Raw genomic sequence first — 25908 nt, 5'->3', positions numbered from 1 at the left:
GAGGGATATCATGACCGAGACACTGACTTCTTCGGCGGGTACAAGCCCGGGGTCTCTGGTACCGCAGCAGGCGCCCTTCGCGGCCGCCGCCGCCCTTCCGCCGCCCGACCGCCGTCCGCCGCTGATCACGACCTCGGCCGAGGCCATTGCCATCGCCCATGATTTTGCCGCCTCCATCAAGGACGGAGCTGCTGCGCGCGACCGCGACCGCGTTCTGCCGATTGCCGAGATCGAGCGCTATTCCGCGACCGGCCTGTGGGGCATTACCGTGCCGCGCGCCTATGGCGGGCCGGAACTGCCGATTGCGACGGTCTCCGAGATTATCAGCATCGTCTCAGCCGCGGACCCTTCCATCGGCCAGATTCCGCAAAATCACTGGGCTTTCCTCAACCTTTTGCGCGCCGAGCGTGACGAGGCGCGCAAAGCCTATTTCTTTGGCAAGGTTCTGGACGGCTACCGGTTCGGCAATGCGCTGGTGGAAATGGGCACCAAGACGGCGGCCGACTGGAAGACCACCTTCACCCAGGAAGGCGACGACTTCATCATCCACGGCACCAAATTCTACTGCACCGGCGCGCTGTTCTCGCATTTCATCCCGACCGTCGGCCGCACCGAAAGCGGCGCCGTGCTGCGCGCCATCGTGCCGCGCACGACGCCGGGCGTGACCATCATCGATGACTGGTCCGGCTTCGGCCAGCGCACCACGGCCAGTGGCACGGTGCAGTTCGACCAGGTGCGCGTTCCGGCCTCCCACATCATCGGCCTCGGCGGGTTGCGCGAGCAGCCGCTGATCTATGGCGCCATTTCGCAGATCTTTCAGGCCGCGATCGACGCTGGCATCGCGCACGGGGCCTATGCCGATACGCTGGCATTCGTGCGCCATCGCGCGCGTCCCTGGATCGACAGCGGCAAGGACCGCGCGGCGGAAGATCCGCTGACGATCGCGGCGATCGGCGCGACCCGCATCAAGCTGCGGGCGGCCGACCTGGTTCTGGCCTATGCCGGTCAGGTGATCGACGAGGAGCTGAAGCAGGAGAGCGTGGACGGCATCGCCCGCGCATCGCTGGCGGTGGCGGAAGCCAAGGTGCTGACGACGGAAGTGGCGCTGCATGCCGCGAGCCAGCTGTTTGAACTTGCAGGCACCAGCTCGACCCTCGCGAAGGATAATTTTGACCGGCATTGGCGGAATGCCCGCGTCCATACGCTGCATGACCCGGTGCGCTGGAAATACTATGCGCTGGGCGACTATGAGCTGAACGGCACCGTGCCCCCGATCCATTCCTGGATCTGACCCGATGCCGCGCGAGATTCGCCTCAACGCCTTCGCCATGAACACGCCGGTGCATCAGTCGCCGGGCCTGTGGCGCCATCCGCGGGACCGGTCGGTCGATTTCAACAGCATCGGCCACTGGCTTGATCTGGCAAAGATCCTGGAAGGCGGGCTGTTCGACGGCATTTTTCTGGCCGATGTGCTGGGACCCTATGACGTCTATGGCGGCAATGCGCGCGCCGCCATCGCCCATGCGGCGCAGTTGCCGACCAATGACCCGATGCTGCTGATCCCCGCCATGGCCGCGGTGACGCAGAACTTAGGCTTCGGCGTCACGGTGTCGCTGACTTATGACCATCCCTATCCGCTGGCGCGGCGCTTCTCGACGCTGGATCACCTGACGGCCGGGCGCGTCGGCTGGAATATCGTGACCAGCTATCTGGACAGTGCCGCCCGTGCCATGGGAGCCAGCCGCCAGCGCGCCCATGATGACCGCTACGCTGTGGCGGAGGATTTCATGACCGCCATCTACAAGCTGTGGGAAAGCAGCTGGGAGGAAGGCGCGGTTCGGGCCGACAAGGCCAGCGGCCTCTATGCCGACCCGGACCGGGTTCATGTCATTCGCCATGAAAGCCCGCATATCCTGATGGAGGCGCTGCATCTGGCCGAGCCTTCGCCCCAGCGCACGCCCGTTCTGTATCAGGCGGGCAGTTCCCCGGCCGGATTGGGCTTCGCCGGGCGGCATGCCGAATGTGTCTTCGTCTCCGGTCCGTCGGCCGCCGTGATCGGCCCGCGTGTCGCGCGGCTGCGCCAGGCGGTGGCGGCGGCCGGCCGCGCGCCCGATAGCGTGAAGGTCTTCGCACTCGCGACGGCGGTCACCGCGCGGACCGAGGCCGAGGCTGCCGATAAGCTGGCTGATTACCGCTCCTATATCGACCCGGTGGGCGCGCTCACGCTGATGGGCGGCTGGTTAGGCGTCGATTTCTCCTCCTACGGGCTCGACCAGAAGATCCGCTATATCGACAATGATGCCGGCCGGGCGGCGATGGAGAATTTCACCCGTGCTGACCCGAGCCGGGATTGGACGGTGCGGGAAGCGGCCGAGCATGTGGCGATCGGCGGCGCCGGACCGGTGTTCACGGGTGCGGCCGGACAGGTTGCGGAAGATATGGCGGCCTGGGCGGAGGAGACCGATATCGACGGTTTCAACCTCGCCTATGCCGTGATCCCGGAAAGCTTCACCGATGCAGCGGCGCTGCTGGTGCCCGAGTGGCAGGCGCGGGGCCTGTTCAAAACCGCCTATGCCGAAGGCACGCTGCGCGAAAAGCTGTTTGGCCAGGGCAGGCTGCTGGCCGCCCCGCATCCGGCGGGCCTTGCCCGGATGTCGCAATCGGCCATCTGAGCGGTCGGCTCCAGGCCAGTTTTCGGCGCGCCCTCCCGGCACCTATGCCGGGAGCGGGCCTGGGCGCGATATTTGCACCCTTCGCCGCGCGGCTATAAAAATCCCCCCGTGAGCGGCTTGGCCGTGTTCCTTGAGCAGGTTGTGGAGGCTTGATGAAGATCCTGGTGCCGGTGAAACGGGTCGTTGATTACAACGTCCGCGTGCGCGTGAAGGCCGATGGTTCGGGCGTCGAGCTGGCCAATGTCAAAATGTCGATGAATCCCTTCGACGAAATTGCGGTCGAGGAAGCGCTGCGCCTGCGCGAAGCCGGCAAGGCGACCGAGGTTGTAGCCGTGTCCATCGGGCCTGCCCAGGCGCAGGAGACGGTGCGTACCGCGCTTGCCATGGGCGCGGACCGTGGCATCGTCGTCGAAGTGGCGGACATCGTAGAGCCGCTGGCGGTCGCGAAGATCCTGAAAGCGGTGGTCGCGGAAGAGAAGCCGGATCTGGTCATTCTCGGCAAGCAGGCGATTGACGATGATTGCGGCCAGACCGGCCAGATGCTGGCGGCGCTGCTGGGCTGGGCCCAGGGCACCTTCGCGTCCAAGGTTAACGTGGGCGACGGCCAGCTGACCGTGACCCGCGAAGTGGATGGCGGGTTGCAGACCGTCTCGCTGAAACTGCCGGCGATCATCACGACCGACCTGCGCCTGAATGAGCCGCGCTATGCGAGCCTGCCGAACATCATGAAGGCGAAGAAGAAGCCGATCGCCATCAAGCCGGTGGCGGACTACGGCATCGATCCGGCGCCGCGCCTGAAAGTGCTGAAGACGACTGAGCCGGCAGGCCGCAAGGCGGGCGTGAAGGTTGGTTCCGTCGCCGAGCTTGTTGCCAAGCTGCGCGACGAAGCCGGCGTTATCTGAGACGCGAGACGAGAGGGGATAGAAAGATGAAGACGCTCGTTCTGGCTGATCATGACAATGCGGCGCTGAAGGATGCGACGGCGCGCACCGTCTCGGCCGTGTCCGCGCTCGGTGGTGAAGTGGATGTGCTGGTAGCGGGCCAGGGTGCCCGCGGCGTGGCGGAAGCCGCCGCCAAGCTCGCCGGTGTGTCGAAAGTTCTGCTGGCCGATGATGCGGCGCTGGCCCATCAGCTGGCTGAGCCGCTGACCGCGCTGCTCGTGCACCTCGCCGCGCAGTATGACGTGATCGCGGCCCCGGCCTCGGCCACCGGCAAGAATGTATTGCCGCGAGTGGCGGCGCTGCTGGATGTGATGCAGGTCTCGGACGTCATCAAGATCGTCTCGGCCGATACCTTCGAGCGGCCGATCTATGCCGGCAATGCTATCCAGACGGTGCAGGCGACGGACGCGAAGAAGGTGCTGACCATCCGCACGGCGGGCTTCCCGCCGGCAGAGGAGACGGGCGCGGCCGTGATCGAGACCATCGGTGCGGCGGCGGACCCGGCGCTGTCCAGCTTCGTGGGCGAGAGCCTTTCCAAGTCCGAGCGGCCGGAACTGCCTTCGGCGAAGATCATCGTCTCAGGCGGACGGGCCCTGGGTTCGGCCGAGAAATTCCAGGAATTCATCCTGCCTGTCGCCGACAAGCTGGGGGCGGCCATCGGCGCTTCCCGTGCGGCAGTCGATGCCGGCTACGCGCCGAACGACCAGCAGGTCGGCCAGACCGGCAAGGTGGTCGCACCCGATCTGTATATCGCGGTGGGCATTTCTGGCGCCATTCAGCATCTGGCGGGGATGAAGGACAGCAAGATCATCGTTGCCATCAACAAGGACGAGGAAGCCCCGATCTTCCAGGTGGCGGATTACGGACTGGTCGGTGACCTGTTCACCATCCTGCCGGAGCTTGAGAAGGCGCTGTAATCGCCTGACCAATCTCGCTTACCTAAAAAGCCGCCCCGCAACGGGCGGCTTTTTTATTGAGCGGCCGGCGACCCGGCGGCGGTATACCCCGCTTCCAGCCGCGCCCGTACCAATCTGATCCGTTCGGCGAGAGTCGCTTCGTCCAAAAGGCCGCGGCTCATCATGATATGGGCCAGGCAAAGGAGCTGCTGCTCCGGTCCGGCAGTCGCGGGGAACACCGCCGGGCCCAGACGATCCTCTTCGTGCCGCCGCTCCAGCGGATCGACCACCTGGCCAACTGACAGGCATTCCAGGGTGGCGTAGAGGCTCACCTTCCAGGGCGGGTCGGGATTGGTGACGCCGTAGCGCGGCGCGATGCTGGCCCAGCTGTGGTCTTCCAGCTCCAGCTCGTCCAGCACCAAAAAGTGGCGGTCTCCGCTCACGGCCGCGCCTCATGCCTGTCCTGCGGCACGGGCCGGCTCGCCTTATGCGTGTGACGCGCATCATCCGCCGTGCGCCCGGCGCGGGGAAGGGCCACGCCGATCATCGTGTCGCGCGTGACGATTTCGGCAAGCTGTTCCTCGCTCCAATCGTCGGTGCCTTCAGGGCGCATGGGCAGCACCATGAAGCGGCATTTCTGATTCGAATCCTCGACGCGGATTTCAATCTCCGGCGGCACAACGAGGCCGAATTCGGTCAGCACCTGGCGCGGCCAGCGGACGATGCGGCGCCGGTAGTTGGGCGAGCGGTACCAATAGGGGGAATGGCCGAGTAGCGGGCGGGGATAGCAAGAGCAAAGGGTGCAGACGATGACGTGATGCAGCGCTGGCGTATTTTCGAGGACTCGCAGATTCATGTAATCGCTGGGCGTGCCGACGCCGGTGGGTTCCGTCCAGTCAATGCCGATCTCCCGGCAGGCGCCGACCGGATCGCTCAGCACCCGCGCCTTGTAGGCGGGATCGCGCCAGGCCTTGGCGACCAGTCGGGACCCGCCGGCGGGCCCGATCTGCTCTGCCCATTCGGTGAATTTGCGATGATCGTCGGCGGTGAACAGACCTTTCTCGATGGCAAGTTCGCGCACCGCGATTTCCAGCACCTCGAAATCGGTTATTTCCTCGACCATTGGCGCGGCCGGGTGCACATCATGGTCATGGTCATGGTCATGGTCATGGTCATGGTCATGGTCATGGTCATGGTCATGGTCATGGTCATGGTCATGCTGCATGGCGTGCCTCTGCTTCCGAATGCTGGGATCAGGTCGTGACCGGCTCGAGCCAGCCGTCCGGCAGCTCGGTCTGCAATGTGTCGGCTGCGAAAGGGTATTCGTCCCAAAGGTCTGTCTGCCGGAAGCGCACAATGTAATATTGCTCGCGCTGGGCGTCTTCGCGTCCCCAGGCCTCGTCCTCTGGAATTAAATCCTCGTAAGTGCGCTCCGCGATGGTGCCGACCGCCCCGCGCACATACATCTGCGTCCGTGTGTAGAAGAGGTTAGGGAGATCGCGCACGCGAACGCGGTCCCCCACCTTGAAGCGCGCCGGCACGGCGGTTCCCTGGTCACTGGCCATGGCGCGCCTTAACCTCCGCGATCTTGCCGAGAAGTTCCGTCAGCGTGATGTGCTGCTTGTCAACCAGCATGCGCGCCGCCGCCCAGATCCAGCGCCCGTAATAGGGAAAGCCGTAATAGAGCGAGGCCCCAAGGTCGTTATTGCCGATGCGGCGGCGTTCCTCGGCGTTCCACACGCCGCGCCAGCCCAGCACCTCGCAGGTAACGTATGTGTTCAGCTCCCAATACTCTTCTTCTTTTTCTTCGTAGGGGACGGGAACATCGGCCTGTCCGCCGACGTCATGAGGCGGCACCAGATAAGCGGCGAATTCTCTCGCGCCGATCTCATAGGGCCAACTCTCAACATAATGGTGGATCGGGGCATAGTTCGCCCCGGCTTCGTAATAGGTCTTCAAGTCGTTCTTTGACGGCATCGCTCGCACTCTCAACGTCGAGATGTCAGCATTGGGCACGTCAGTCGCTTTTCATTACGCTAGGCGATGATCCATCATTGTCAGGTCCTGGACCTGACTGCAAGCGGTTCGACTAAAGCAAGGCGCGCGCTGCCCGTCACCGGTGCAGGCGCAGGCTCGCGGGTTGGCGGCGGTGTTCCCAGCCTTCGCGTTCCAGCTCCGGCACCTCATGTTCTTCCCGCGGGTAGCCAAGACAGAAGTAGCCGATGAACTGCCAGTCCGCCGGCACGTCGAGCGTCGCCGCGACCGCGATGGGGTCGAGAATGGAAACCCAGCCGAGGCCCAGCCCCTCGGCCCGGGCCGCAAGCCAGATGGTGAAGACGGCCATGACGGCGGAATAGGCGACCGTCTCGGGCATGGTCCGCCGGCCCAGGCCATGACCCTGTTCGGGGTCGGGTTCCACAAACACCGCGAGATGGCAGGGCGCCTGATCCAGCCCCGCGAGTTTCAGCCGCGCGTAATGGGCGGCGTGATCATCCGCCTGGCCGGCGAGTGCGGCGGCATTGCAGCGCTCAAAATTATCTCGCACGGACGCGCGGCGCCCGGCATCCGCCACGGTTACGAAACGCCAGGGCTGGCTGAGGCCGACAGAAGGGGCGAGGCAGGCGGTTTCCAGCAGCCGGTCCAGCAAGGCCGGATCGACCGGGTCTGGGCGGAAATGCCGCACATCGCGCCGCCAGCGGAACAGGTCCAGCAGCCGCGCGCGGAAGGGCGCGTCGAAGACCGGACAGGGTGGTGTGTCGTCTCCCGCCATCGCTTTCTCTGCTCACTCCATCAGAGTCTTCTTCAGGCGGAGGAAGCACGGGCGGCACGGCTTGTCACGGGCTTTGGCTGGAGGGCTGATGCCCCCGACCCCTCAGCCGAGCAGGGTGGCCAGATGGTCGTTCAGGAAGCGGCCCTGCGGGTCCAGGCTGCGGCGGAGCGCGCGGAAGTCTGCGGCGCGTGGATAGAGGTCGGTCACGTCGTCACGGTCGAGGAAATGCATCTTTCCCCAATGCGGGCGGGACCGGTACCGGCGCAGAACCTGGTCGGTGTCGCGCAGGAAGGACCAGTAGTCGATGCCAGGGCCGCCGGAGACCGAGAGGGTGATGCTGTCCTGTTTGTGAAAGGGGCTGATCCAGCCGCCATCCCCTGCCGTGAAACGGTATTCGATCGGGTAGATGCAATTGGTGTGTTTCGTCAGCATCAGCTCGCGCACCGCGCGGATGGCGTCCTTGCCGTGTTCCAGCGGTACGGCATATTCCAGCTCGACGAAGTTCGGCACGTATTCGATCGGGTAGACGTCGGAACTGTAGGCGACCTTCTCGAATGCTGCCTCCATCGGCGGGGCATCCGTGATGTCCATCACCTTCATTTCGCAAACATCCGCGATTTTGCGGGTAGTGGTGAGGGGGGCGCCAGCGGTATCGGGCAGGCAATAGAGGTGGCGGCTGTCCGGCACCGGACACCAGAAGAAGCCGAAATGGCGGTGCTTTGCCGCCAGCTCGTCATGCCGCTCCATGCAGGTTTCAAAATCATCCCGCCATAGCCGCTCATGCAAATGATAGGCGGGCATCACCTTCAGCGTCAGCGCCGAAATGACGCCAAGCGTGCCGACCGAAACGCGTGCCGCGTCCAGAAGCTCCGTCTGATCCTCGGTGACGTCCAGCACCTCGCCGTCAGCCTTGACGATGCGCATTCCTGCGATGGCGGAGGCGAGATTGCCGAGGGTGATGCCGGTGCCGTGGGTGCCGGTGGTCAAAGCGCCCGCCACCGCCTGACTGTCGATATCGCCCTGATTGATCAGCGACAGCCCCGCCTGCTTCAGCGTGCGGCCGATTTCATTGATGCGCGTGCCACCTGCGACCGTGATGCGCTGGCCAGGGTGATCCACCGTCTGCACGCCACGCAGATTTTCGAGCGAGAGCAGAAGCCCTGACGTGCCGACCACGGGGGTGAAGGAGTGGCCGGACCCCGCGACTCGCAGCTTGAGGTCGCGCCTATGGGCCTCGCGCACGAAATCGGCCAGCTCGGCCTCCGTGCGCGGGGCGCCCTTATGGGCCGGCACGCAATATTGGTTGCCGACCCAGTTGCGCCACAGCCCGCCCTTTTCCAGTTCCATGCGCGCTACTCTCCCTCAGACGGCGGTGAAGCAGTTATCGACGTAGAGATGCGTCCCGTTGACGAAGCTGGATTCGGGGCTCGCCAGGAACAGGGCGGCCCGCGCGACCTCGATCGGCTCGCACATGCGGCCCTGCTGCGCGGCGAGCGCCGCTTCCGAGACATCGACACCATATTTCGTCAGCAGATCGACTTCACGCAAGCCATGGGCGGTGCGGATAAAGCCGGGGCAGACGGCATTGCAGCGGATGCCGCGGTCGCGGAATTCTACCGCGATGGCGCGGGAGAACATATGCACCGCACCCTTGGTGAGGCCGTAGAGCACCTCCATCGGCGTCGCGGCGATGGCCGAGATGGAGGAGGTATTGACGATGGTGCCGCCGCCCGCTGCCAGCATGCCGGGCAGCACTGCCTGGGTCATGATGAACATCGAGCGGACGTTCACATCCATCAGCCAGTCGTATTCCTCCATCGTCGTTTCCAGGAAGGGTTTCACGACGATGGAACCGGCATGATTGAAGAGCACGCTGGGCGCCCCGAAGGCCGCCGTCGCGGCGGCGACCGCGGCGCCGACCTCCGTCACTTTGGAGACATCGGCCTGCGCAAACAGGGCCTCATGCCCGGCCGCGCGCAGTTCAGCGGCCAGCGCCTCCCCCGCTTCGGCCTGCCGGTCCACGATGGTGACGCGCGCGCCTTCCTGGGCGAAGAGGCGCGAGGCTTCCGCCCCGCATCCCCCCGCTCCGCCTGAAATCAGCGCGCTTTTGCCCGCCAGTCTGCCATTCGACATCACGTCTCTCCTTAGTCCGCAGTTTCACCGATGGCGGCTTCGGCGGCCGCAATCTCGGCCCGGCGGCGGGCGATTTCATCGCCGATCGGCGGACCCTTGAAGCGGCGCCGCTCAACCCCGAACCAGACCACGGCCGTCAGCACGAGGAAGGCGAGGGTGATCCAGAGTGCGTTCTCATTTGGCGGCTGCACGCCGATGAAGAAGATCAGCACCATGCTGACGATGGAGAGCAGAGCGAAAACCCGGTACCAGGCGCCGATATTCCACGGCCCCATCTCGCGCCATTTCTTACCATAGGCGACAAGGCCGAGCGCGATCGGCACGGTGAAGCAGAGAAACAGGAAGATGACGGTGACGGAGACGATGGTGGTGTAGAGCGAGGTATAGGCGGTGAAGGCGACGGAGAGGACCGAGCCTGTCCAGATCGCGGCGACCGGCGTACGGAATTTGGGGCTGACGCGCTTGAGGAACGAGGAGCCGGGCAGGCCGCCATCGCGCGAGAAGGCGAAGATCATGCGCGAGACGGAGGTGACGGTCGCCAGCCCGCAGAGGAACTGGGCGGCGAGGATGATGATATAGAGCGCGATCTTGATCGGGGCCGGGATGACCTGGTCCATCATCCAGAAGAAGACGTTCCAGCCCTGGGCCGCTGCCTTGTTCATATCCGGGATCGCGATGACGATGGCGATCAGGAACAGCCAGCCGATGAGGGCCGACCAGATGACGGCGCTGATCATGGCACGCGGCACGCTGCGGGCGGCGTTGCGTGTCTCTTCCGAGGTATGGGCGGAAGCGTCGTAGCCGGTGATGGTATAGATGGGCAGCAAAAGTCCGAGCAGGAAGAGCATGGAGGTGTGGCTGCTCTTAGGCCAGACCCCGCCGCCCGGATCGCCGCTATAATCATGGAAGGTCCAAAGGCGCGAAAAGTCGTAATGCGGCGCGAAGGCGAAGCAGGCGACGGCCAAGGCGATCGAGCCGAAGAAGATGAGATAGCCGCTGAAATCGGTGAGCAGGCTGGTGAGCCTGATGCCGCGATGGTTGATGATCGCCTGCACGGCGGTGATCAGGATCACGAAGATCAGCTGCTGCATATAGGTGCCGGAGAGATGCAGGGCAGGACCGAAGGCACCGAGGAAGAAGCCCCAGGTGCCGACATTGATGGCGCCGAGCACGGTGACGAGGCCGATCAGGTTGAGCCAGGCGGTCAGCCAGCCCGAGCCGCGATTGCCGAGGATCGAACCCCAGTGATAGAGGCCGCCCGCAGTCGGATAAGCCGAGGCGATCTGGGCCATGGCGACCGCGAAGACGCCTGAAATGATGCAGCCGAGCGGCCAGCCGATACCGATGGAGGCGCCGCCGACGCCGCTGATGCCCTGGGCCAGCGAATTGATGCCGCCCGACAGGATACAGATGATGGAAAAGCTGATCGCGAAATTCGAGAAGCGGCTCATCCGCCGTTCGAGTTCCTGCGCATAGCCCATGCCGTGAAGGATCTTCACGTCATCATGCTTGTCGGCATCCGTATAGTCTGGATGGTCCGCGGGTGGTCGTGTCGAAGACATGGGCCGCTCCTGCATATGCCATTTTGAAGCAAAAAAGGAATGCTGGCGGCGCGGCCGGGAGATGAGCAATATCCCTAAAGGGACAGAGCCTGTTTCCGGTTCGGAACTTGCATCCATCCTGGCGGCGTCGGGCAGTCTGGGGAGAGGGCATGCGGAGCGAGGTTGCGGTGCAGCATGGTAGGGAAGCTGGCAGCGAGGCAGCCGGGATGATGGCGCAACTCGCCACCTGGCCCCAGCATACCGCCGATATCATGGCCGGCATCGGCGGCACCGAATTGCCACGCGCACTCGACCGCAGCCTCGCGCAGCTGGTTCCCTTCGATATGACCGTCATCTTCGCCTATCCAGATGGCGACCAGCCGATTTATCTCCATGACGGCTTCTATGGCCATGTTCCGGGCCAGGCCTTGGGCCGCTACCTGGCCGGCGCCTATCTGCTTGATCCTTTCTATACCGCCTGTGCCCGGCGGGTGCCGCCGGGGCTGTACCGGATGCGCGAATTGGCGCCGGATGCGTTCTTTTCAGGCGTTTACGTCAACTCGCCGGAGGTTCATCCGTGCATTTCCCTGGAAAGCGGGTCGCTTGCCGAGGAGATCGGCTTCATGGTGCCGCTGGCGGCGGGCTGCATGGCTTCCTATTCCCTGATGCGCCGCAATGGCCGGCCGCCTTTCAGCGAGGCCGAGCTATGGCTGCTGCGGCATGTGGAACCAGTCGTGCGCCAGGCGATCCATCTCCATTGGAAGGACCTGCGCGCCGCCAGGCCGCCGCGCGACATGCCGCGCGGCGCCGCGATGGAACATGCCTTCGAGAGTTTCGCCGATACGCTGCTTTCGATGCGGGAGCAGCGCATCGTGCAGATGATTCTGCGCGGCCATTCCAGCCATTCGATCGCAGCCCGGCTTGGCATCGCCGAAGGTACGGTGAAGAATCATCGCAAAAGCATCTATGCCAAGCTGGAAATTTCAAGCCAGCAGGAGCTGTTCGCGCTTTTCATCCGCCATTTGTTCGGCTGATGCAGCCGCCGATGGCACTATCGAGCGGGGTATGCGGCTCCGCGCCCAGCAGGGCCACGAGCCTCGCATTGTCGAGGCGGATGTCTTCCCGCCACAGGTAGCGCATCTCGATCAGCTCCCGCATCATGGTCATGAAAGGGGCGGCGGCATAGACCAGCGCCCAGGGAAAGGGGCGGACCGGCAGAGCGCCGCCCACGGCCCGGCTGACCGCTGCAGCCATCTGGCGGCCTTCCAGCACATGGCCGGCGAAATGGACGGTCTCGGCCGGCTCCAACTCAGCCTCCCGGTCCGCGAGCTGGGCGATGGTCTCAGCCAGGTCCGGCAGATAGGCCCAGGCATGCCGCACGCCCGGACGTTCCGGCGTGCGGATCACGCGGAGCGTCTTGCCGCCCGCTAGCATGACCGCGGCGACCCAGGAACTCGGCGCATGAGGGCCGAAGAAGTCACCGGCCCGCACGGTGAGGTAGCGCAGGCCGCGTTGCGATTCGGCGGCCAGCATTTCCTCCATCTCCACGCGGATGGCGCCCTTGCGCGTGCGCGGATGGCGGGGCGCAGTCTCAGCCGCGAGTGGCCAGGCGTCCGGCCCATAGACATAGACCGAGCCCGGGTAAATCAGCCGCGCACCGCTGGCCTTGGCGGCAGCGATGGCGTTCTGCAGCATGGGTATCGCCAGTCCACGCCAGTTGCGATAGCCGGGCGGATTGGCGGCATGAATGATGATATCCACGCCTGAGGCGGCCCGCGCCACATCCGCAGTGACCATCGCATCGCCTACGATCCATGTAATGGGCCCCCCACCTTCCATTCTGCGGCGGGTCAATGCCGTCACCGTCCAGCCATGGCGCAGCAGTGCTTGCGCCGTCTCATGGCCGATACCGCCTGTCGCCCCCAGAATTAACGCCTTCATTTACAGTCCCTCCTGTGTATGGAGGGCAGGATGGGCGCCGGCCAATCAAACGGAAATTGTGGAAGTCTCTATCGCTGCTATAGAAATATGTATGACCAATCCCGATTGGACCCTGTGGCGATCCTTTCTCGCGGTGTTGCAGACCGGCAGCCTGTCCCAGGCGGCGCGACGGCTGCGGCTGACCCAGCCCACGCTCGGCCGCCACATCGCCCTTTTGGAAGCGGCCCTGGGTGCGATGCTCTTCACCCGCTCCAACGACGGGTTAAAGCCAACCGGGCTCGCACTGTCCCTGCGTGCCCAGGCGGAGGTGATGGCGGCGGCGGCGGCCAGTCTCGGCCGCATCGCCACGGGGGAGGCGACGGCGGAGGCAGGCCTTGTCCGGCTGACGGCCAGCGAATTCATGGGTCAGACGGTGCTGCCGCCGATGCTCGCGGAGTTTGCGCGCGATCATCCCGCGATCGATATCGACCTGGTGCTGACGGACCAGAATCTCGACCTGCTGCGTGGGGACGCCGATCTTGCGGTCCGCAACGTCGAGCCGGCGCAGAGCCAGCTTGTGGTGCGCAAAATGGGTGAGGTACCGGTGCGGCTTTATGCCCATCGCCGCTATGCCGAGCGGCATGGCCTGCCGATGACCCTGGATGAGTTGCAGACCCATGCCCTGATCGGCCGGGCGGAATATGCCGCAGGCATCCCCGCCCTACTGGGCCGGTCCTGGCGATTCGCGTTCAGTTCATCGAGCGATGTCGCCCTGCTCGGCGCTGTGCGCGCCGGCCTGGGTATCGGCGCCTGCCAGACCGGCGTGGCGCGGGCCGAGCCCGACCTTTTGCCGGTTATGCCGGATACGGACCTGGTGACGGTGCCGATCTGGCTTGCCATGCATGAGGACCGGCGCGTGCTGCGCCGCGTGCGGCTTTTGTTCGACCACCTGGCCGTGCAGCTGAAAGCCTATGTGGACGGCGCGCCGCGATAGGGTGCGAACCAGCCGAGCCCTTCCACGGTGCCGGCGCGCGGGCGGTATTCACAACCAATGAAGCCCGCGTAACCGAGCCGGTCCAGCTCGGCGAAAATGACCGAGTCTTTCAGCTCGCCCGACTCGGGCTCATGCCGCTCTGGCACGCCCGCGATCTGCACATGGCCGATGATCGGCATCATGTCCCGCAGGCCCATGATCACATCACCATGCAGGATCTGTCGGTGATAGATGTCGAACTGCAAGCCCAGATTGGGCAGCGCCAGATCATGGATCAGCGCGGCGGCATAGTTGAAATCATTCAGGAAATAACCCGGCATGTCGCGGCCGTTGATGGGTTCCAGCACCAATGTGATGCCGAGCCCGGCCATCCGTTCCGCCGTGCGGATGACCGCTGCCCGATAGGCTGCCTGGGCCGCTGGGTCGGAGCGCTCGGCGAGGCCTGCCATAAGATGCAGCGTCCGGCAGCCGGTAGCCGCCGCATAGGGCAGGGCGGTTTCGACCGCGGCGGCCAATTCCTCGGCACGGGCCGGAAAGGCCGCCATGCCGCGTTCCCCCGCCGCCCAATTGCCGGGCGGCAGGTTGAACAGCGCCTGGGTGAGGCCGGCGCGGCTGAGCGCGCCACCCACCTCATCCGGCGTGTGATCATACGGAAACAGATATTCGACGCTGGTGAAGCCGGCGTCGCGGGCAGCGGCGAAGCGGTCCAGAAAGGACCACTCGCCGAACATCATGGTCAGGTTGGCAGCGAAACGGGGCATTCTGCAGTCTCTCCCCAAATGTCAGGCGGCCAACCCGCCTACATCAGACCTTTTCGACCTGGCTGTATTCCAGATCGACCGGGGTGGAACGGCCGAAGATGGAGACGGAAACCTTCACGCGGCCCTTCTCCTCGTCGACTTCTTCCACGGTGCCGTTGAAGCTGGTGAAGGGGCCGTCGGAGACGCGCACCTGCTCGCCCACTTCGTAAACCACGGAGGGACGCGGACGATCCACGCCTTCCTGGCTCTGCTTCATGATGCGATCGGCTTCGGCCTCGGTAATCGGGCTCGGCTTATTGCGGTTACCCAGGAAGCCGGTGACTTTCGGCGTGTCCTTGACCAGATGCCAGGCCTCGTCCGTCAGCTCCATCTTCACCAGCACATAGCCGGGGAAAAACTTGCGTTCAGTGCTGATCTTCTGGCCGCGACGAACTTCCGTCACTTCCTCGGACGGCACCAGAATTTCGTCGAAATGGTCTGCAAGACCCTTTTGACCGGCCTGCTCGCGGATCTGCTGGGCGATTTTCTTCTCGAAGCCCGAGTAGACGTGAACGACATACCATCTTTTCGCCATGACCCGCTCTCCTCAGCTGCCGCTGCTGAACAAGGTGCGCACACCAAGCCCAATGAGCTGATCGGCGGCGAAGAAGAAGAAGGATGCGATGACAGCCATGCCGATCACCATTGCTGTGGTGATCAGCGTCTCCTTGCGGGAAGGCCAGGTGACCTTGGAAACTTCACTCCGCACGTCACGGAGAAATCCAGCGGGATCGAAGCTCACTGTCACCACGCCTGCCCGAAAATCGTCTTCAACGCGCACACCTATCTTGAACTATCTTGAAACAGCGGCGCCGGCCGGATGGTTCAGGGTCCGGCCGGTGCAAAAATGCCCGATGGCAGGGGTGGAGGGTCTCGAACTCTCAACCTCCGGTTTTGGAGACCGGCGCTCTAGCCAATTGAGCTACACCCCTGCAAGCTCGGTAAGTGACGCTACACACATTTTCGCGCCACGTCTGTCAAGCCCCGCCATTCATAACGGTTCCGAACGGGACGGTGACGAAACCTCCATGTGACGCTCTGTTCACGATCTCGAATGCAGACGGAACGGTGAGGGGTCCTATGTAACGCACAACAGGATGTCATCCAGGCGCTGAGCATCAGCGTCGCATCCGCGTCTTGAGCATAGGAGTTACGCATCATGACCCGTCGCCTCCGCTTGCGATCCGCTTTGGCTGTTGCCCTGCTGGCCGGCAGTGCCCTGGGCGGCTACGCCCTGTCGTCCCCCAGCTTCGCCGACGCGACCGCCGCTGCCCCGGCCGGGACCGCCCCCGCCGGCGATGTCAGCCTTCTGCCGCCGGGAACGACGGCCCAGGTGCTGCCGGACTTCACGGAGCTTGCCTCCCGCGTCAAGCCGGCCGTGGTGACGATCCTGTCCGACCTCAATCCGGGTGCGGCAGCCGATGACGGTTCCGGCGGTGATCAGGGTGATGCCCAGGGCGACAATGGTTCCGGTGACAACGGTCCTGGCGACAATGGCCCGCAAGCGCAGAACGGGCCGCAGAATGGCATGCCTTTCGCGCTGCCCTTCCCCTTCAACATGATGCCTGGCGCCCCCGGCATGATGGCGCCGCAGCGCCCGCAGGCCATTGAAGCCGCGGGCTCGGGCTTCATCATCAACGGCAACGGCACCATCGTCACCAACAACCACGTGGTGCAGGGTGCGAAGACTATCACCGTCACCCTCTCGGACGGCACGCGCCTGCCGGCGAAGCTGATCGGGCGTGATCCGAGCACCGATATCGCCGTGCTGAAGGTTCAGGCCAACCATCCGCTGCCCTATCTGGACCTCGGCAGCTCGGCCAAGGTGCAGACCGGCCAGTGGGTGATTGCCATGGGCAATCCCTTTGGTCTGGGCGGCACAGTGACGGCGGGGATCGTCTCGGCCGAGGGCCGCGATATCGGCGACGGTCCCTATGACAGCTTCCTGCAGATCGATGCCCCCATCAACAAGGGCAATTCCGGCGGTCCGCTGTTCGACCAGAAGGGCGATGTGATCGGCATGAACACCGCCATCCTCTCCCCCTCCGGCGGCAGCATCGGCATCGGCTTTGCGATCCCGGCCGATACGATCAAGGCGATCGTGGCGCAGATCGTCAAGGACGGCCATGTCACCCGCGGCTTCCTGGGTGTTGAGGCGCAGTCCATCGATGCCGGCATGGCCCAGGCGCTGCATCTGCCCGGCAGCGGCCAGGGCGCCCTGAATGGCGCGCTGATCGCGCAGGTTGAGCCGAGCAGCCCGGCCGACAAGGCGGGTCTGAAGCCCGGTGACGTGATCCAGACGGTGAATGGTGCCGTCATCCATACCCCGCGCGATCTGGCAGTCTCCATCGCCAGCATCAACCCTGGCGCGGACGCGACGCTTGCAATCATTCGCGACGGAAAGGCCCAGGACGTCTCGGTGCAGATCGCACAGCTGAAAAGCAAGGTCGCCGCGAACAAGCCCGGCTCGCCGTCGACCAGCCAGGGTGGTGTCGGCCTGGCACTGGCGCCGCTGACGCCAGATCTGCGCGGTCAGCTCGGCGTGCCGGACGGGACCGATGGTGCCGTGGTGGCACAGGTGCGGCCCAACTCCCCGGCGGATCAGGCTGGGATTCAGCAGGGCGATATCGTGCTGGGCGTGAACAGTGCGGCGGTCGGTTCGCCCAATCAGGCGGCGAGCGCCATCCGCAGTGCCTTGCATAACGGCGGCGGAGCCGTGGCGCTGCGCATTCTGCGCCAGGGGCAGCCCATCTTCGTGGCGATCACGCCGGATAAAACCGCCGGCTGATCCGCATTGCAGCCATGACAAACGAACCCGGTTGGAACATTAGTTCTGGCCGGGTTCTTTTTTGCCAAGAACCGTGCTCAGCTTATGATGCGCACGAAGAGCGGCCGGCAGAGCTACCGGACCGCACAGTCCAAAGGGAGAGACGTGATGAAAGCCATGGTTCTAGAAGAAATCCGGCGCATTCAGTTGCGCGAGATCGCGGTGCCGACCGAAACCGGCCCCGGCGAGGTGAAGATCGCGATGAAGGCGGTCGGTATCTGTGGCAGCGACCTGCATTTCTATCTGCACGGCCATATCGGGCCCTTCTGGGTGAAGGAACCGATGATCCTGGGCCATGAAGGCGCGGGCGAGATCATCGCGGTGGGCGACGGCGTGACCAATCTGAAGGTCGGCGACCGTGTCGCGATGGAGCCGGGCATTCCCGACTGGACGTCGCGCGCGTCTCAGCTCGGCCTTTATAACCTTGACCCGGCCGTACGCTTCTGGGCGACCCCGCCGGTGCATGGCTGTCTGGTGCCGGAAATCGTGCATCCCGCGAACCTCACCTTCAAGCTGCCGGACGGGGTCAGCTATCAGGAAGGCGCCTTTGTGGAGCCGCTGGCGGTTGGTATGCAGGCCGTTTCCAAGGCTCATATCCTGCCCGGCCAGACGGCCGTGGTTCTGGGCGCCGGCACGATCGGCATGATGGTCGCGCTGGCCGCGCTGGCCGCGGGTGTCTCGAAGGTCATCATGACCGACGTGCAGAAGGAAAAGCTCGCCATCGCCGCGGGCTACGAGAACATCATCCCGGTCAATGTCTCTGAGGTGAAAGCTGCCGACCGGGTGAAGGAACTGACCAACGGCTGGGGTGCGAATGTGGTCTTTGAGGCTTCGGGCAGCCCGCATGCCTTCAAGGGCCTGTTCGACCTCGTATGCCCCGGCGGCTGCGTCGTGCTCGTCGGCATGCCGCCGGCGGAAGTGGCGCTGGACGTGGTGGCCGCGCAGATCAAGGAAGCGCGCATCGAGACCGTCTTCCGCTATGCGAACCTCTATCCCAACACCATCGCCCTGCTCGGCTCGGGCAAGATCGACGTCAAGCCGCTGATCTCTCGCACCTTTCCGTTCGAGCAGTCGGTCGAAGCCTTTGAATTCGCGGCACAGGGCTCGCCTGATGTCGTGAAGACGCAGATCGTCTTCTGAGGCAGCCCCATGAGCGTGACCGAGCGGTTTTCGCTAAAGGGCAAGAAAGCTTTGGTGACCGGTGCCTCCAAAGGCATCGGCACGGAGCTGTGTTCCGTTCTGGCTGAAGCAGGCGCCGATATCGTCGCCGTGGCCCGCGATGCGGCAGGCCTGGCTGAGGTTAAGACGGCCGTGGAAGCGCGCGGCCGCCGCTGCCTGGTGATCCCGGCCGATCTGGGGACGGAAGAGGCGCCCGAGCGCGCGGCACGGGAAGCGCTGGCCGCCTGGGGGACGATCGACATCCTGGTCAATAATGCCGGGGTCAGCTTTCCGAAATCGCTGGTCGATCAGACGATTGCGGAATGGGACCTGATTCAGGCGGTCAATCTGCGGGCGCCCTGGCTGATCGCCCGCACCTTGGCGCCTGCGATGATCGCCCAGAAGGCGGGCAAGATCGTCAATGTCAGCAGCCAGACCAGCGCGGTCGCGCTGGTCGAGCACGGGGCCTATGCCGCGTCCAAGAACGGGCTGAATGGCCTGACCAAGGTGATGACGGCGGAATGGGCGGCCTTCAACATCCAGTGCAATACCGTCTGCCCGACGGTGACGATGACGCCGATGGGCCAGCAGGTTTGGGGTGACCCGGCCAAGCTTGGCCCCATGGTCGCGAAAATTCCGGCGGCCCGCGTCGCCCAGACGGTGGAAGTCTGCGACGTGATCCTGTTCCTCTGCTCCCAGGCATCGGACATGATCAACGGCCAGGATATCTTCGTCGACGGCGGCTACACCGCACTTTGAGTGAGGCCTGCACCGGCCCTCTAGGTGAGGGTCGGTGCAGGTTCAGCCGAAACTCAGGCTTTGCGGCCGAGTTCGTAGAGTGACACCGCTGCGGCGGCAGAGACGTTGAGGCTCTCCATCGCGCCCGGCATCGGCAATTTGGCGAGTTCGTCGCAGGATTCGCGCGTCAGCCGGCGCAGCCCTTCGCCCTCACCACCGAGCACGAGGGCCACGCGACGTTCTGCGAAGGACGGCCCATGCAGCGCCTGGGTGGCTTCCGCATCCAGCCCCACCACCCAGCAATCGGCGGCCTTGAGCATGACAAGCGTGCGCGCCAGGTTGACGGCGCGCAGCAGCGGCACCGTCTCCAGCGCACCCGAGGCGGCTTTGGCGAGAGACCCCGTCTCCTCCGGCGCGTGGCGTTCCTGCACGATCACGCCGGCGACCCCGAAGGCCGCGGCCGAGCGCAGGATGGCGCCGACATTGCGCGGGTCGGTGACCTGATCCAGCACCAGAACCGGGCCCGGACGCTCCAGCACTTCGCCGATCGTCAGCTGCGGCAGGAGGTCGGCGAGAACCGCGAGGCCCTGATGCACGGAATCGCGGCCGAGCATCTGGTCCAGGCGGGCGCGCTCGACCGGTTCGGCCTGCACGGCCCAGGGCTGCGGCAGGCGCGCGCTGAGATTGGCCAGGCCTTCCTCCGTCGCCAGCAGCCGGCGCAGGCGCCGGGCCGGATTGGCAAGCGCTGCCTGCACGGCATGCGTGCCATAGAGCCAGACCGTGCCGCGCGGCGTATCGGCGGCATTGGGCCGCGGCTGGCGCGGTGCGATGGTTTGATCGTGCTCGCGGTCGAGCCCTTCGCGGGCGCGGTCCTGCACGCGGACGGGGGTCACTGCCAGCGGCGGGCGTTCACGGCTTTCCGCGCGCGGGGGCCGGTCAGCGCCATAGCTACGCGGCCTTTCGGCCTGGGTGGAACGCGGGCGCTCGGCTTGGGCCGGTCGGCGGTCCTGCCGGTCATCCCGGACCGGCTTTTCCGTGCGATCAGGGCGCTCGCTGCGCTCAGGGCGGTCGCTGCGCGTGGGCGGGTCGCTGCGCGCCGGGCGCTCGGAGCGGAAGCCCGGCTTGGCACCACGCTCAAAGCGTGGCTCGGCGGACGCGACGCGGGGTGTGGCCGGGCGCGGACCATGGGAATTGCGCATTCCCGGCTTGGCGGTGCTAGGGCCGGCTTTACGCAGACCGGATGTGCGCGGCGCGCCCTCATCGGGACGAGATCCATCTCGGCTGCGGGGGTTTCCTGCACTGGATGCATAGCTCGACGCGCCTTGCGGCTTGCCGGGACGCCGATCGTCGCTGCGTCCGGCATTCCCGGACGAAGACTGATGGGGCTTGGAATAAGGTTTGCCGCTGGCCGGCTGGCCGCGAGGACGGTCTGAACGGGGCGGTTTCATGAGGAGCGTCCTTGCTTGGGCAGTGTGATCGGCTGTTTCGGCCGCAGGTCAGATGATCGGCCGCCGCACCCATAGCCTTCGTTGACAAGAACGAGCAAATGAGGGATTTGCACGTCCGACGCCGGAGGGGTGCCCGAGTGGCTAAAGGGGACGGACTGTAAATCCGTTGGCGCACGCCTACGTTGGTTCAAATCCAACCCCCTCCACCATCTTTTCCAGACAATCAGAATGTTCGAGACAAGCAGCGCGCGCCGCGGCATCAAGTCTGGCTGTCCGGCCACCGCGCCGGCAGCGATGATGCGGGAGCCGCTGCCCGATCCGCGTGGTCAGGCTGGAAGGCCGGTGGCACGCCGTTGCGATCCCTGCATTTTGACCGGATGACGCTGGCATTGCCGCGTGGGACCGCGCCATAATCGCGTTGATAGCACGGACTGGCGGATATATTTCCTGACGCAAACAGAATATTACGATCCTGGGGCTATGATCTGGCGGGGTTCAGCGGCGACGGAGTGCTTTCCGCGCTGAGGGACGCGCCGATGCGGTCTGGGCCCGATCGTGCGAGGACGATTATGCGCGCTTCTGAACGCTCACCGGTGCGTGGCCGGCGGTGTGGAGCCGGTTCAGCCATTCCTGCGCTGCGGGTGGTCTAGGGTGGCGCAGGACGCCGTGATCGAGGTCGCCAACCTTCACGAATTGCTGGTGCGCGAGGTTGTTGACTACGCGATCTTCATGCTGAGCCCAGACGGCCACGTTATCAGTTGGAACGTGGGGGCCGAGCGGATCAAGGGTTACACGGAAGCCGAAATCCTGGGCGCTCATTTTTCGCTTTTCTATACGGACGAAGACCGCGACGCCGGTGTGCCCGACCGCGCCCTGCATACCGCTGCCACGACTGGCCGCCTTGCGACCGAAGGCTGGCGGGTACGCCAGGATGGCAGCTGCTTCTGGGCGATGGTGGTGATCGACGCAGTCTATCAGGACGGCAAGATTGTCGGCTTCGCCAAGGTGACGCGCGATATGACCGAGCAACGTGCCGCGCAGCTGGAGCTGGAGGCATCGCGTCAGCAGCTGTTCCAGGCGCAGAAGATGGAGGCGGTCGGTCAGCTGACGGGAGGCCTGGCGCATGACTTCAACAACTTGCTGACCGGCATCATCGGCAGCCTGACGCTGATCGAAACACGCCTGCAGTCCGGCCGGCGTGATGGGCTGGATCGCTATATTGCGGCCGCCCAGGGGGCGGCGGCCCGTGCGGCGGCGCTGACCCACCGGCTTCTGGCTTTTGCGCGCCGCCAGACGCTTGACGCGCGGGTGACAGAGGTCAACGCCCTGATCCTCGATATGGCGGAGCTTGTGCAGCGCACGGTGGGGTTGGGCGTCTCGATCCATACCGAGCTGGCGCATGACGTGTGGATGCTGCATTGCGACCAGAATCAGCTTGAGAGTGCCATCCTCAATCTGTGTCTCAATGCGCGTGACGCGATGCCCGCCGGAGGCATCATCACCATCCATACCGAGAATCGCCGGATGGACGATCGCATGGCGACCGATCTTCGTCTGACGCCGGGCGAGTATGTCGCGGTTGGCGTCAGCGACACCGGAACCGGCATGACGGCCGAAGTTATCGCCCGCGCCTTCGATCCGTTCTTCACCACCAAGCCCATCGGCCGCGGTACCGGCTTAGGCCTGTCCATGATCCACGGTTTCGCCGAGCAATCCGGCGGGCGTGCCAGCATCACGTCGGAGATCGGGGTGGGCACGACCGTGATGCTGTATCTGCCGCGTTATCGTGGCGAGGCGGTGGGAGAACCATCCGGTGCCCAGGCTTTCAACCTCTCTCTTAAAATGGGGCGGGCGGCGACTGTTCTGGTGGTGGACGACGAAGCCGCGATTCGCACGCTGATCGTCGACGTCCTGCGCGACCTTGGCTACGTCTGCCTGGAAGCGGCCGGCGGCCCCTCGGCCATGGCGGCGATCCACGCCCATGCCAAGATTGACCTGCTGATCACCGATGTCGGCCTTCCGGGCGGCATGAACGGAGTCCAGCTCGCCGATGCTGGACGAGGCGTGCTGCCGGACCTGAAGGTTCTGTTCATCACGGACTACGTCGACAATGCCGTGATCCGCGAGACATTCGGTCCTGGGACCCCGGTTTTGGCAAAACCATTCTCAATCGATGTGTTGACAAGCTGTGTGGGCGACCTGTGCAGCTGACCTGACAGCATGAGGGGCCGCCGGCTACCACCGCCGCCGGTCGCGCGCTCGGGCGAGCACGAACATCCCCCCAAGAAGGACCAGGACGAGCAGCACGGCCTGACCCGTCGTCACATGGCGCAGCAATCTGAAGACGGTGCTGTAAATGAGCGCATGCACCACGGCAGAGATGACGGTATGGCTCAGCCAGTCCGTCCAGCCATAGCCATAGCCATACCCGTAGCGTGCAGAGAGCAGATCGGACAGGAAAAGTGACACCGGACAGAGAGCCGGGGTCATTCGGGAAAGAGTTCCGAATTGACCTTGAAGGCGGCTCGGCAGGCCGATGAATTGCGCACCGCATTATAGTGGTCTTCACAATAGATCAGCTCTTTGATGAAGGCTTTGTGGTCCTGCCGGTAGGTGGTGACATGCTCATCCGTGCAGGCCCCCAGGCATGCAGGAATTGTAAAAAGCATCCACGCCTGCACAGCGCGCCGCAAAAATTGCCAAGTCAACGGTATATCTCCCGTTCTGTCGAAGTCCGGGCGATACCGCAGAACCGGCTGCCGCATGGCCCGCTATTTTAATAGCAGCGCGGTCGCGTAAAGGCCAAAGCCAAAAACTGTATGGGCGATCAGACCCATGATGCGCGTGCGGTTCGGATTGGGGGTGCGCGACGCGGCCCAACCGAGTCCGAGCCCAGGCACAAGCAGGAACCAGCCTGCCGCAATGGTGACGATGCCCCAAATCCAGGCCGGCCAGAAGGTCGGATGGGCGAGCCAGGCCGGACCGGTGATGAGCACCAGGATGACACCGTACAGAATCCCGACGAGGTAGTGAAAGGACCAGCCCATCGTGTTTTCAAGCGCGAAGGGAGCGGCCGCGGCGATATCATCATGAAAGACCGTGCCACGTCCGAGATGGCCGACCCAGCGGCCGACCGGCGCCCAATTGGGGGATGACTGGCCGGGAAAGCGGGACAGGATCAGCGCCCAGATATCCATCAGTACAGTGGCGCCGAGGCCGATCACGAAACCGCGCCACAGAAGATCAAACATGAAACTGCCTCGACTGGAGATCAATGGAAACGGAAGGAGCGGAGGGATCGGTCAACAGATGGAGTCCGGGTGTGTCCTGGACCTGACCGGCCTGCGCGATGGCCATGTCCTGGCGCGTGATTGTGTTTGTTGTCATCGCTCAAGATCAGGTCATGGGTGCGTGATTAGACTCAAAATCCCCGCCGAAAACAAGCAGGTCCCTGAGCGGCCGCGGGGCACCCGAAACCTGGCCGTCAGGCCGATAGCAGCCGGAGGAATTTACGCAGTTTGATGCGCAACTCCTCGGTGGGTTGCGGACCGGGCGCCTCGTCGGTCGCCATGTCGCGCGCGATGGCCGCCTGGCTGCGATGGGCGAGATCTTCCAATCCGGCCGCAAGGGCCGGGGCGGCGGCGATGGCGGCGGCGATCGCCGCCTTGTCCATGCGGTAGACCCGCACCGGCGTGATGGCGGTTGCAGTCGCCGCGTAGGGTGTATTGGTAATGAGGCCGATCGCACCCAGGCTTTCCCCCGGGCTCATGCGGCGCAGCAGACGCGGCCCCCCGGCGGGCGTATGGCGGGTGACTTCCACCACGCCGCTCGCGATGAGGAACAGATGGGCCGGTGTGCCGCCTTCCTCGAGAAGCTTTTCGCCCGGCTCCAGCGAGGTTTCGGTGAAGCCTTCCGCCATGAGCGTGCGGTCTGCGGCCGGAAGCATGCCGAAAAGGTCGGATTGGCCGAGCAGTTCCGCCAGGCTCATCGTGCCGCGGGAGACGGGTTTATCGGCCGCGGGAGCCACGGCGAAGGCGATATTCGCATGCCGCAGGTGGCGATGGATCTGGCTCCAGATCTCGGTGCGGGCGGCCCCCAGCATGCTGCTGGTCGGCACCGAATAGCTGATGGCGTAGCTCACGCTGTCGGGATGCAGGCCGGTGCAAGCGACGCTTGGCACCGGCACCGCGAGCGGCAGCATGGCGGCCTGGACGGCGGCCTGCAATATCCCCAGCGCCTGCTCCGGGGGCACCGAGGGGTCCAGCTTGATATCCAGCGTGTCGCCGCGGGTGGGAACTGGCAGGCTGCGATTGATCAGCCGCGCTTTGGCAATGACGCTATTGGGGACGATGGCAACATTGCCGTGGCCGGTCGCGATTTGCGTGGATCGCCAGTTGACCTGGGTGACATGGCCTTCAATGCCGCCTTCGATCCACAGCAGGTCGCCCGCCTTGTAGGGCCGCTCCAGCCCGACGGCGATGCCGGAAAAGACATCGGCGAGCGTATTCTGGGAGGCAAGGCCGAGCACGATCGCGATGACACCGGAGGTCGCGAGCAGACCGGCAATGGGCACGCCGAAGACGAAATTCACGATAGCGAGAATGGTCGCGACGGTGATGGCGCCGGCGATGAGATCGGAGACCATCTGCGTCTCACGCGGGCGGTGTTCCAGCACGACGACAATGCGCACGATGCTGATGGCCACGCCCGCGACCAGGAACCACCAGCCGGTTTCGATGACATGGTCCCAGAAGCTAGTACCCGAATAGATGTCGCTGAAGCGCGGATGGAGCGGCGATCCCATCAGGCGTTGCACGATGATCGTCAGCACCGCAAAAAGGCCATACCGCCAGAGCAGTTTGAACCAGACCGGCCAGGATGGCCGCAAACGCCCGACGACCACTGCGGCCACAAGCAGCAGGGTCGCCAAAATATGCAGGGAAAATCCTATTTCCGTCGGTCCCGCGGTCGCCATGTCCAAGAGTGTCGCCCTGTTCAGTCTGGAAGGGGTAGTTGTAAAAGTGCCGCTCGCGCGATTTAACGATGAGCCTTTTTTTAGCAATGCCCAAG

Annotated in this window: 27 protein-coding genes and 2 tRNA genes; 11 read left to right on the top strand and 18 right to left on the bottom strand. The window is 64.6% G+C overall.

The genetic code is table 11. The features are described from left to right. Positions 1–10: 10 nt before the first annotated feature. The 4 genes from AC3G7M_RS02550 (at position 11) to AC3G7M_RS02535 (ending at position 4530) form a co-directional block, all read left to right on the top strand. Complete coding sequence (locus AC3G7M_RS02550) at positions 11–1291, top strand: SfnB family sulfur acquisition oxidoreductase (RefSeq protein WP_489214153.1); 1281 nt, start codon at positions 11–13, stop codon at positions 1289–1291. A 4-nt stretch (positions 1292–1295) separates the two neighbouring features. After that, on the top strand, positions 1296–2672 hold the full coding sequence (locus AC3G7M_RS02545) for an LLM class flavin-dependent oxidoreductase (RefSeq protein ID WP_489214152.1): 1377 nt from the start codon (positions 1296–1298) through the stop codon (positions 2670–2672). A gap of 152 nt (positions 2673–2824) precedes the next feature. Further along, on the top strand, positions 2825–3574 hold the full coding sequence (locus tag AC3G7M_RS02540) for an electron transfer flavoprotein subunit beta/FixA family protein (protein ID WP_489214151.1): 750 nt from the start codon (positions 2825–2827) through the stop codon (positions 3572–3574). A 26-nt stretch (positions 3575–3600) separates the two neighbouring features. Then, complete coding sequence (locus AC3G7M_RS02535; RefSeq protein ID WP_489214150.1) at positions 3601–4530, top strand: electron transfer flavoprotein subunit alpha/FixB family protein; 930 nt, start codon at positions 3601–3603, stop codon at positions 4528–4530. 53 nt (positions 4531–4583) lie between these two features. On the opposite strand, the gene AC3G7M_RS02530 is transcribed toward AC3G7M_RS02535, so the two are convergent. From AC3G7M_RS02530 to AC3G7M_RS02495, 8 genes are all read right to left on the bottom strand, one after another. Next, positions 4584–4952 (bottom strand): hypothetical protein, encoded by a 369-nt coding sequence (locus AC3G7M_RS02530; RefSeq protein ID WP_489214149.1) that lies wholly within the window; start codon positions 4950–4952, stop codon positions 4584–4586. Then, entirely contained in the window at positions 4949–5734 is a 786-nt protein-coding gene (gene scnC, locus AC3G7M_RS02525; RefSeq protein WP_489214148.1) for a thiocyanate hydrolase subunit gamma, read from the bottom strand. The genes AC3G7M_RS02530 and scnC overlap by 4 nt, the downstream gene beginning before the upstream one ends. 28 nt (positions 5735–5762) lie before the next feature. Next, positions 5763–6074 (bottom strand): SH3-like domain-containing protein, encoded by a 312-nt coding sequence (locus AC3G7M_RS02520; RefSeq protein ID WP_489214147.1) that lies wholly within the window; start codon positions 6072–6074, stop codon positions 5763–5765. Beyond that, positions 6064–6525, bottom strand: a complete 462-nt coding sequence (locus AC3G7M_RS02515; protein ID WP_489214146.1) for a hypothetical protein — start codon at positions 6523–6525, stop codon at positions 6064–6066. Before AC3G7M_RS02515 ends, AC3G7M_RS02520 begins: the two co-directional genes overlap by 11 nt. A gap of 97 nt (positions 6526–6622) precedes the next feature. Further along, complete coding sequence (bluB, locus tag AC3G7M_RS02510) at positions 6623–7279, bottom strand: 5,6-dimethylbenzimidazole synthase (RefSeq protein WP_489214145.1); 657 nt, start codon at positions 7277–7279, stop codon at positions 6623–6625. A gap of 102 nt (positions 7280–7381) precedes the next feature. Continuing rightward, positions 7382–8626 carry a D-arabinono-1,4-lactone oxidase gene (locus tag AC3G7M_RS02505; protein ID WP_489214144.1) on the bottom strand — a complete coding sequence of 415 codons (1245 nt, stop codon included), beginning with the start codon at positions 8624–8626 and terminating at the stop codon, positions 7382–7384. Positions 8627–8641: 15 nt separating this feature from the next. Beyond that, a complete protein-coding gene (locus AC3G7M_RS02500) occupies positions 8642–9412 on the bottom strand; it encodes an SDR family NAD(P)-dependent oxidoreductase (protein ID WP_489214143.1) in 771 nt (256 codons plus the stop codon). Positions 9413–9423: 11 nt separating this feature from the next. After that, positions 9424–10974: an amino acid permease gene (locus AC3G7M_RS02495; protein WP_489214142.1), complete on the bottom strand. Its 1551-nt coding sequence runs from the start codon at positions 10972–10974 to the stop codon at positions 9424–9426. Between the two features lie 149 nt (positions 10975–11123). On the opposite strand from AC3G7M_RS02495, the gene AC3G7M_RS02490 reads away from it, so the two are divergent. Then, entirely contained in the window at positions 11124–11987 is an 864-nt protein-coding gene (locus tag AC3G7M_RS02490; RefSeq protein ID WP_489214141.1) for a helix-turn-helix transcriptional regulator, read from the top strand. Here the strand turns inward: AC3G7M_RS02490 and AC3G7M_RS02485 are convergent. Continuing rightward, entirely contained in the window at positions 11965–12894 is a 930-nt protein-coding gene (locus AC3G7M_RS02485; RefSeq protein WP_489214140.1) for an NAD-dependent epimerase/dehydratase family protein, read from the bottom strand. The genes AC3G7M_RS02490 and AC3G7M_RS02485 overlap by 23 nt on opposite strands. Positions 12895–12985: 91 nt before the next feature. Here AC3G7M_RS02485 and AC3G7M_RS02480 point away from each other — a divergent pair, with 91 nt between their 5' ends. Next, the gene (locus tag AC3G7M_RS02480; RefSeq protein WP_489214139.1) at positions 12986–13867 is read left to right on the top strand and encodes a LysR family transcriptional regulator; all 882 of its coding nucleotides are present in this window, start codon (positions 12986–12988) and stop codon (positions 13865–13867) included. On the opposite strand, the gene otnI is transcribed toward AC3G7M_RS02480, so the two are convergent. The 4 genes from otnI to AC3G7M_RS02460 all read right to left on the bottom strand — a co-directional run bounded on the left by otnI (position 13843) and on the right by AC3G7M_RS02460 (position 15599). After that, on the bottom strand, positions 13843–14628 hold the full coding sequence (otnI, locus tag AC3G7M_RS02475) for a 2-oxo-tetronate isomerase (protein ID WP_489214138.1): 786 nt from the start codon (positions 14626–14628) through the stop codon (positions 13843–13845). The genes AC3G7M_RS02480 and otnI overlap by 25 nt on opposite strands. A gap of 43 nt (positions 14629–14671) precedes the next feature. After that, positions 14672–15202: a transcription termination/antitermination protein NusG gene (gene nusG, locus AC3G7M_RS02470; RefSeq protein WP_489214137.1), complete on the bottom strand. Its 531-nt coding sequence runs from the start codon at positions 15200–15202 to the stop codon at positions 14672–14674. Between the two features lie 12 nt (positions 15203–15214). Then, entirely contained in the window at positions 15215–15409 is a 195-nt protein-coding gene (gene secE, locus AC3G7M_RS02465; RefSeq protein WP_227309148.1) for a preprotein translocase subunit SecE, read from the bottom strand. A gap of 113 nt (positions 15410–15522) precedes the next feature. Further along, positions 15523–15599: transfer RNA gene (locus AC3G7M_RS02460), tRNA-Trp, on the bottom strand. Positions 15600–15826: 227 nt separating this feature from the next. Here AC3G7M_RS02460 and AC3G7M_RS02455 point away from each other — a divergent pair. The 3 genes from AC3G7M_RS02455 to AC3G7M_RS02445 all read left to right on the top strand — a co-directional run bounded on the left by AC3G7M_RS02455 (position 15827) and on the right by AC3G7M_RS02445 (position 19411). Next, positions 15827–17455, top strand: a complete 1629-nt coding sequence (locus AC3G7M_RS02455) for a Do family serine endopeptidase (RefSeq protein ID WP_489214136.1) — start codon at positions 15827–15829, stop codon at positions 17453–17455. Between the two features lie 147 nt (positions 17456–17602). Next, the gene (locus tag AC3G7M_RS02450; protein ID WP_489214135.1) at positions 17603–18634 is read left to right on the top strand and encodes an NAD(P)-dependent alcohol dehydrogenase; all 1032 of its coding nucleotides are present in this window, start codon (positions 17603–17605) and stop codon (positions 18632–18634) included. Positions 18635–18643: 9 nt separating this feature from the next. After that, on the top strand, positions 18644–19411 hold the full coding sequence (locus tag AC3G7M_RS02445; RefSeq protein WP_489214134.1) for an SDR family NAD(P)-dependent oxidoreductase: 768 nt from the start codon (positions 18644–18646) through the stop codon (positions 19409–19411). A gap of 53 nt (positions 19412–19464) precedes the next feature. On the opposite strand, the gene rlmB is transcribed toward AC3G7M_RS02445, so the two are convergent. Next, positions 19465–20268: a 23S rRNA (guanosine(2251)-2'-O)-methyltransferase RlmB gene (gene rlmB, locus AC3G7M_RS02440; RefSeq protein ID WP_489215926.1), complete on the bottom strand. Its 804-nt coding sequence runs from the start codon at positions 20266–20268 to the stop codon at positions 19465–19467. Positions 20269–20961: 693 nt separating this feature from the next. On the opposite strand from rlmB, the gene AC3G7M_RS02435 reads away from it, so the two are divergent. Next, a tRNA-Tyr gene (locus AC3G7M_RS02435) sits at positions 20962–21047 on the top strand. Between the two features lie 442 nt (positions 21048–21489). Then, a complete protein-coding gene (locus AC3G7M_RS02430) occupies positions 21490–23049 on the top strand; it encodes an ATP-binding protein (RefSeq protein WP_489214133.1) in 1560 nt (519 codons plus the stop codon). 24 nt (positions 23050–23073) lie between these two features. On the opposite strand, the gene AC3G7M_RS02425 is transcribed toward AC3G7M_RS02430, so the two are convergent. The 4 genes from AC3G7M_RS02425 to AC3G7M_RS02410 form a co-directional block, all read right to left on the bottom strand. Then, positions 23074–23328, bottom strand: coding sequence for a hypothetical protein (locus AC3G7M_RS02425; RefSeq protein ID WP_489214132.1), 255 nt, complete (start codon positions 23326–23328; stop codon positions 23074–23076). After that, entirely contained in the window at positions 23325–23603 is a 279-nt protein-coding gene (locus tag AC3G7M_RS02420; protein WP_489214131.1) for a hypothetical protein, read from the bottom strand. The genes AC3G7M_RS02425 and AC3G7M_RS02420 overlap by 4 nt, the downstream gene beginning before the upstream one ends. Positions 23604–23609: 6 nt before the next feature. After that, positions 23610–24089 carry a DUF2938 domain-containing protein gene (locus AC3G7M_RS02415; RefSeq protein ID WP_489214130.1) on the bottom strand — a complete coding sequence of 160 codons (480 nt, stop codon included), beginning with the start codon at positions 24087–24089 and terminating at the stop codon, positions 23610–23612. Between the two features lie 233 nt (positions 24090–24322). Next, positions 24323–25813: a mechanosensitive ion channel family protein gene (locus AC3G7M_RS02410; protein WP_489215925.1), complete on the bottom strand. Its 1491-nt coding sequence runs from the start codon at positions 25811–25813 to the stop codon at positions 24323–24325. Between the last annotated feature and the right edge of the window lie 95 nt (positions 25814–25908).

It is taken from the genome of Acidisoma sibiricum (assembly GCF_057837225.1).
The sequence above is the reverse complement of the archived record's forward strand: the minus strand, read 5'-3'. Positions and strand labels throughout refer to the sequence as shown.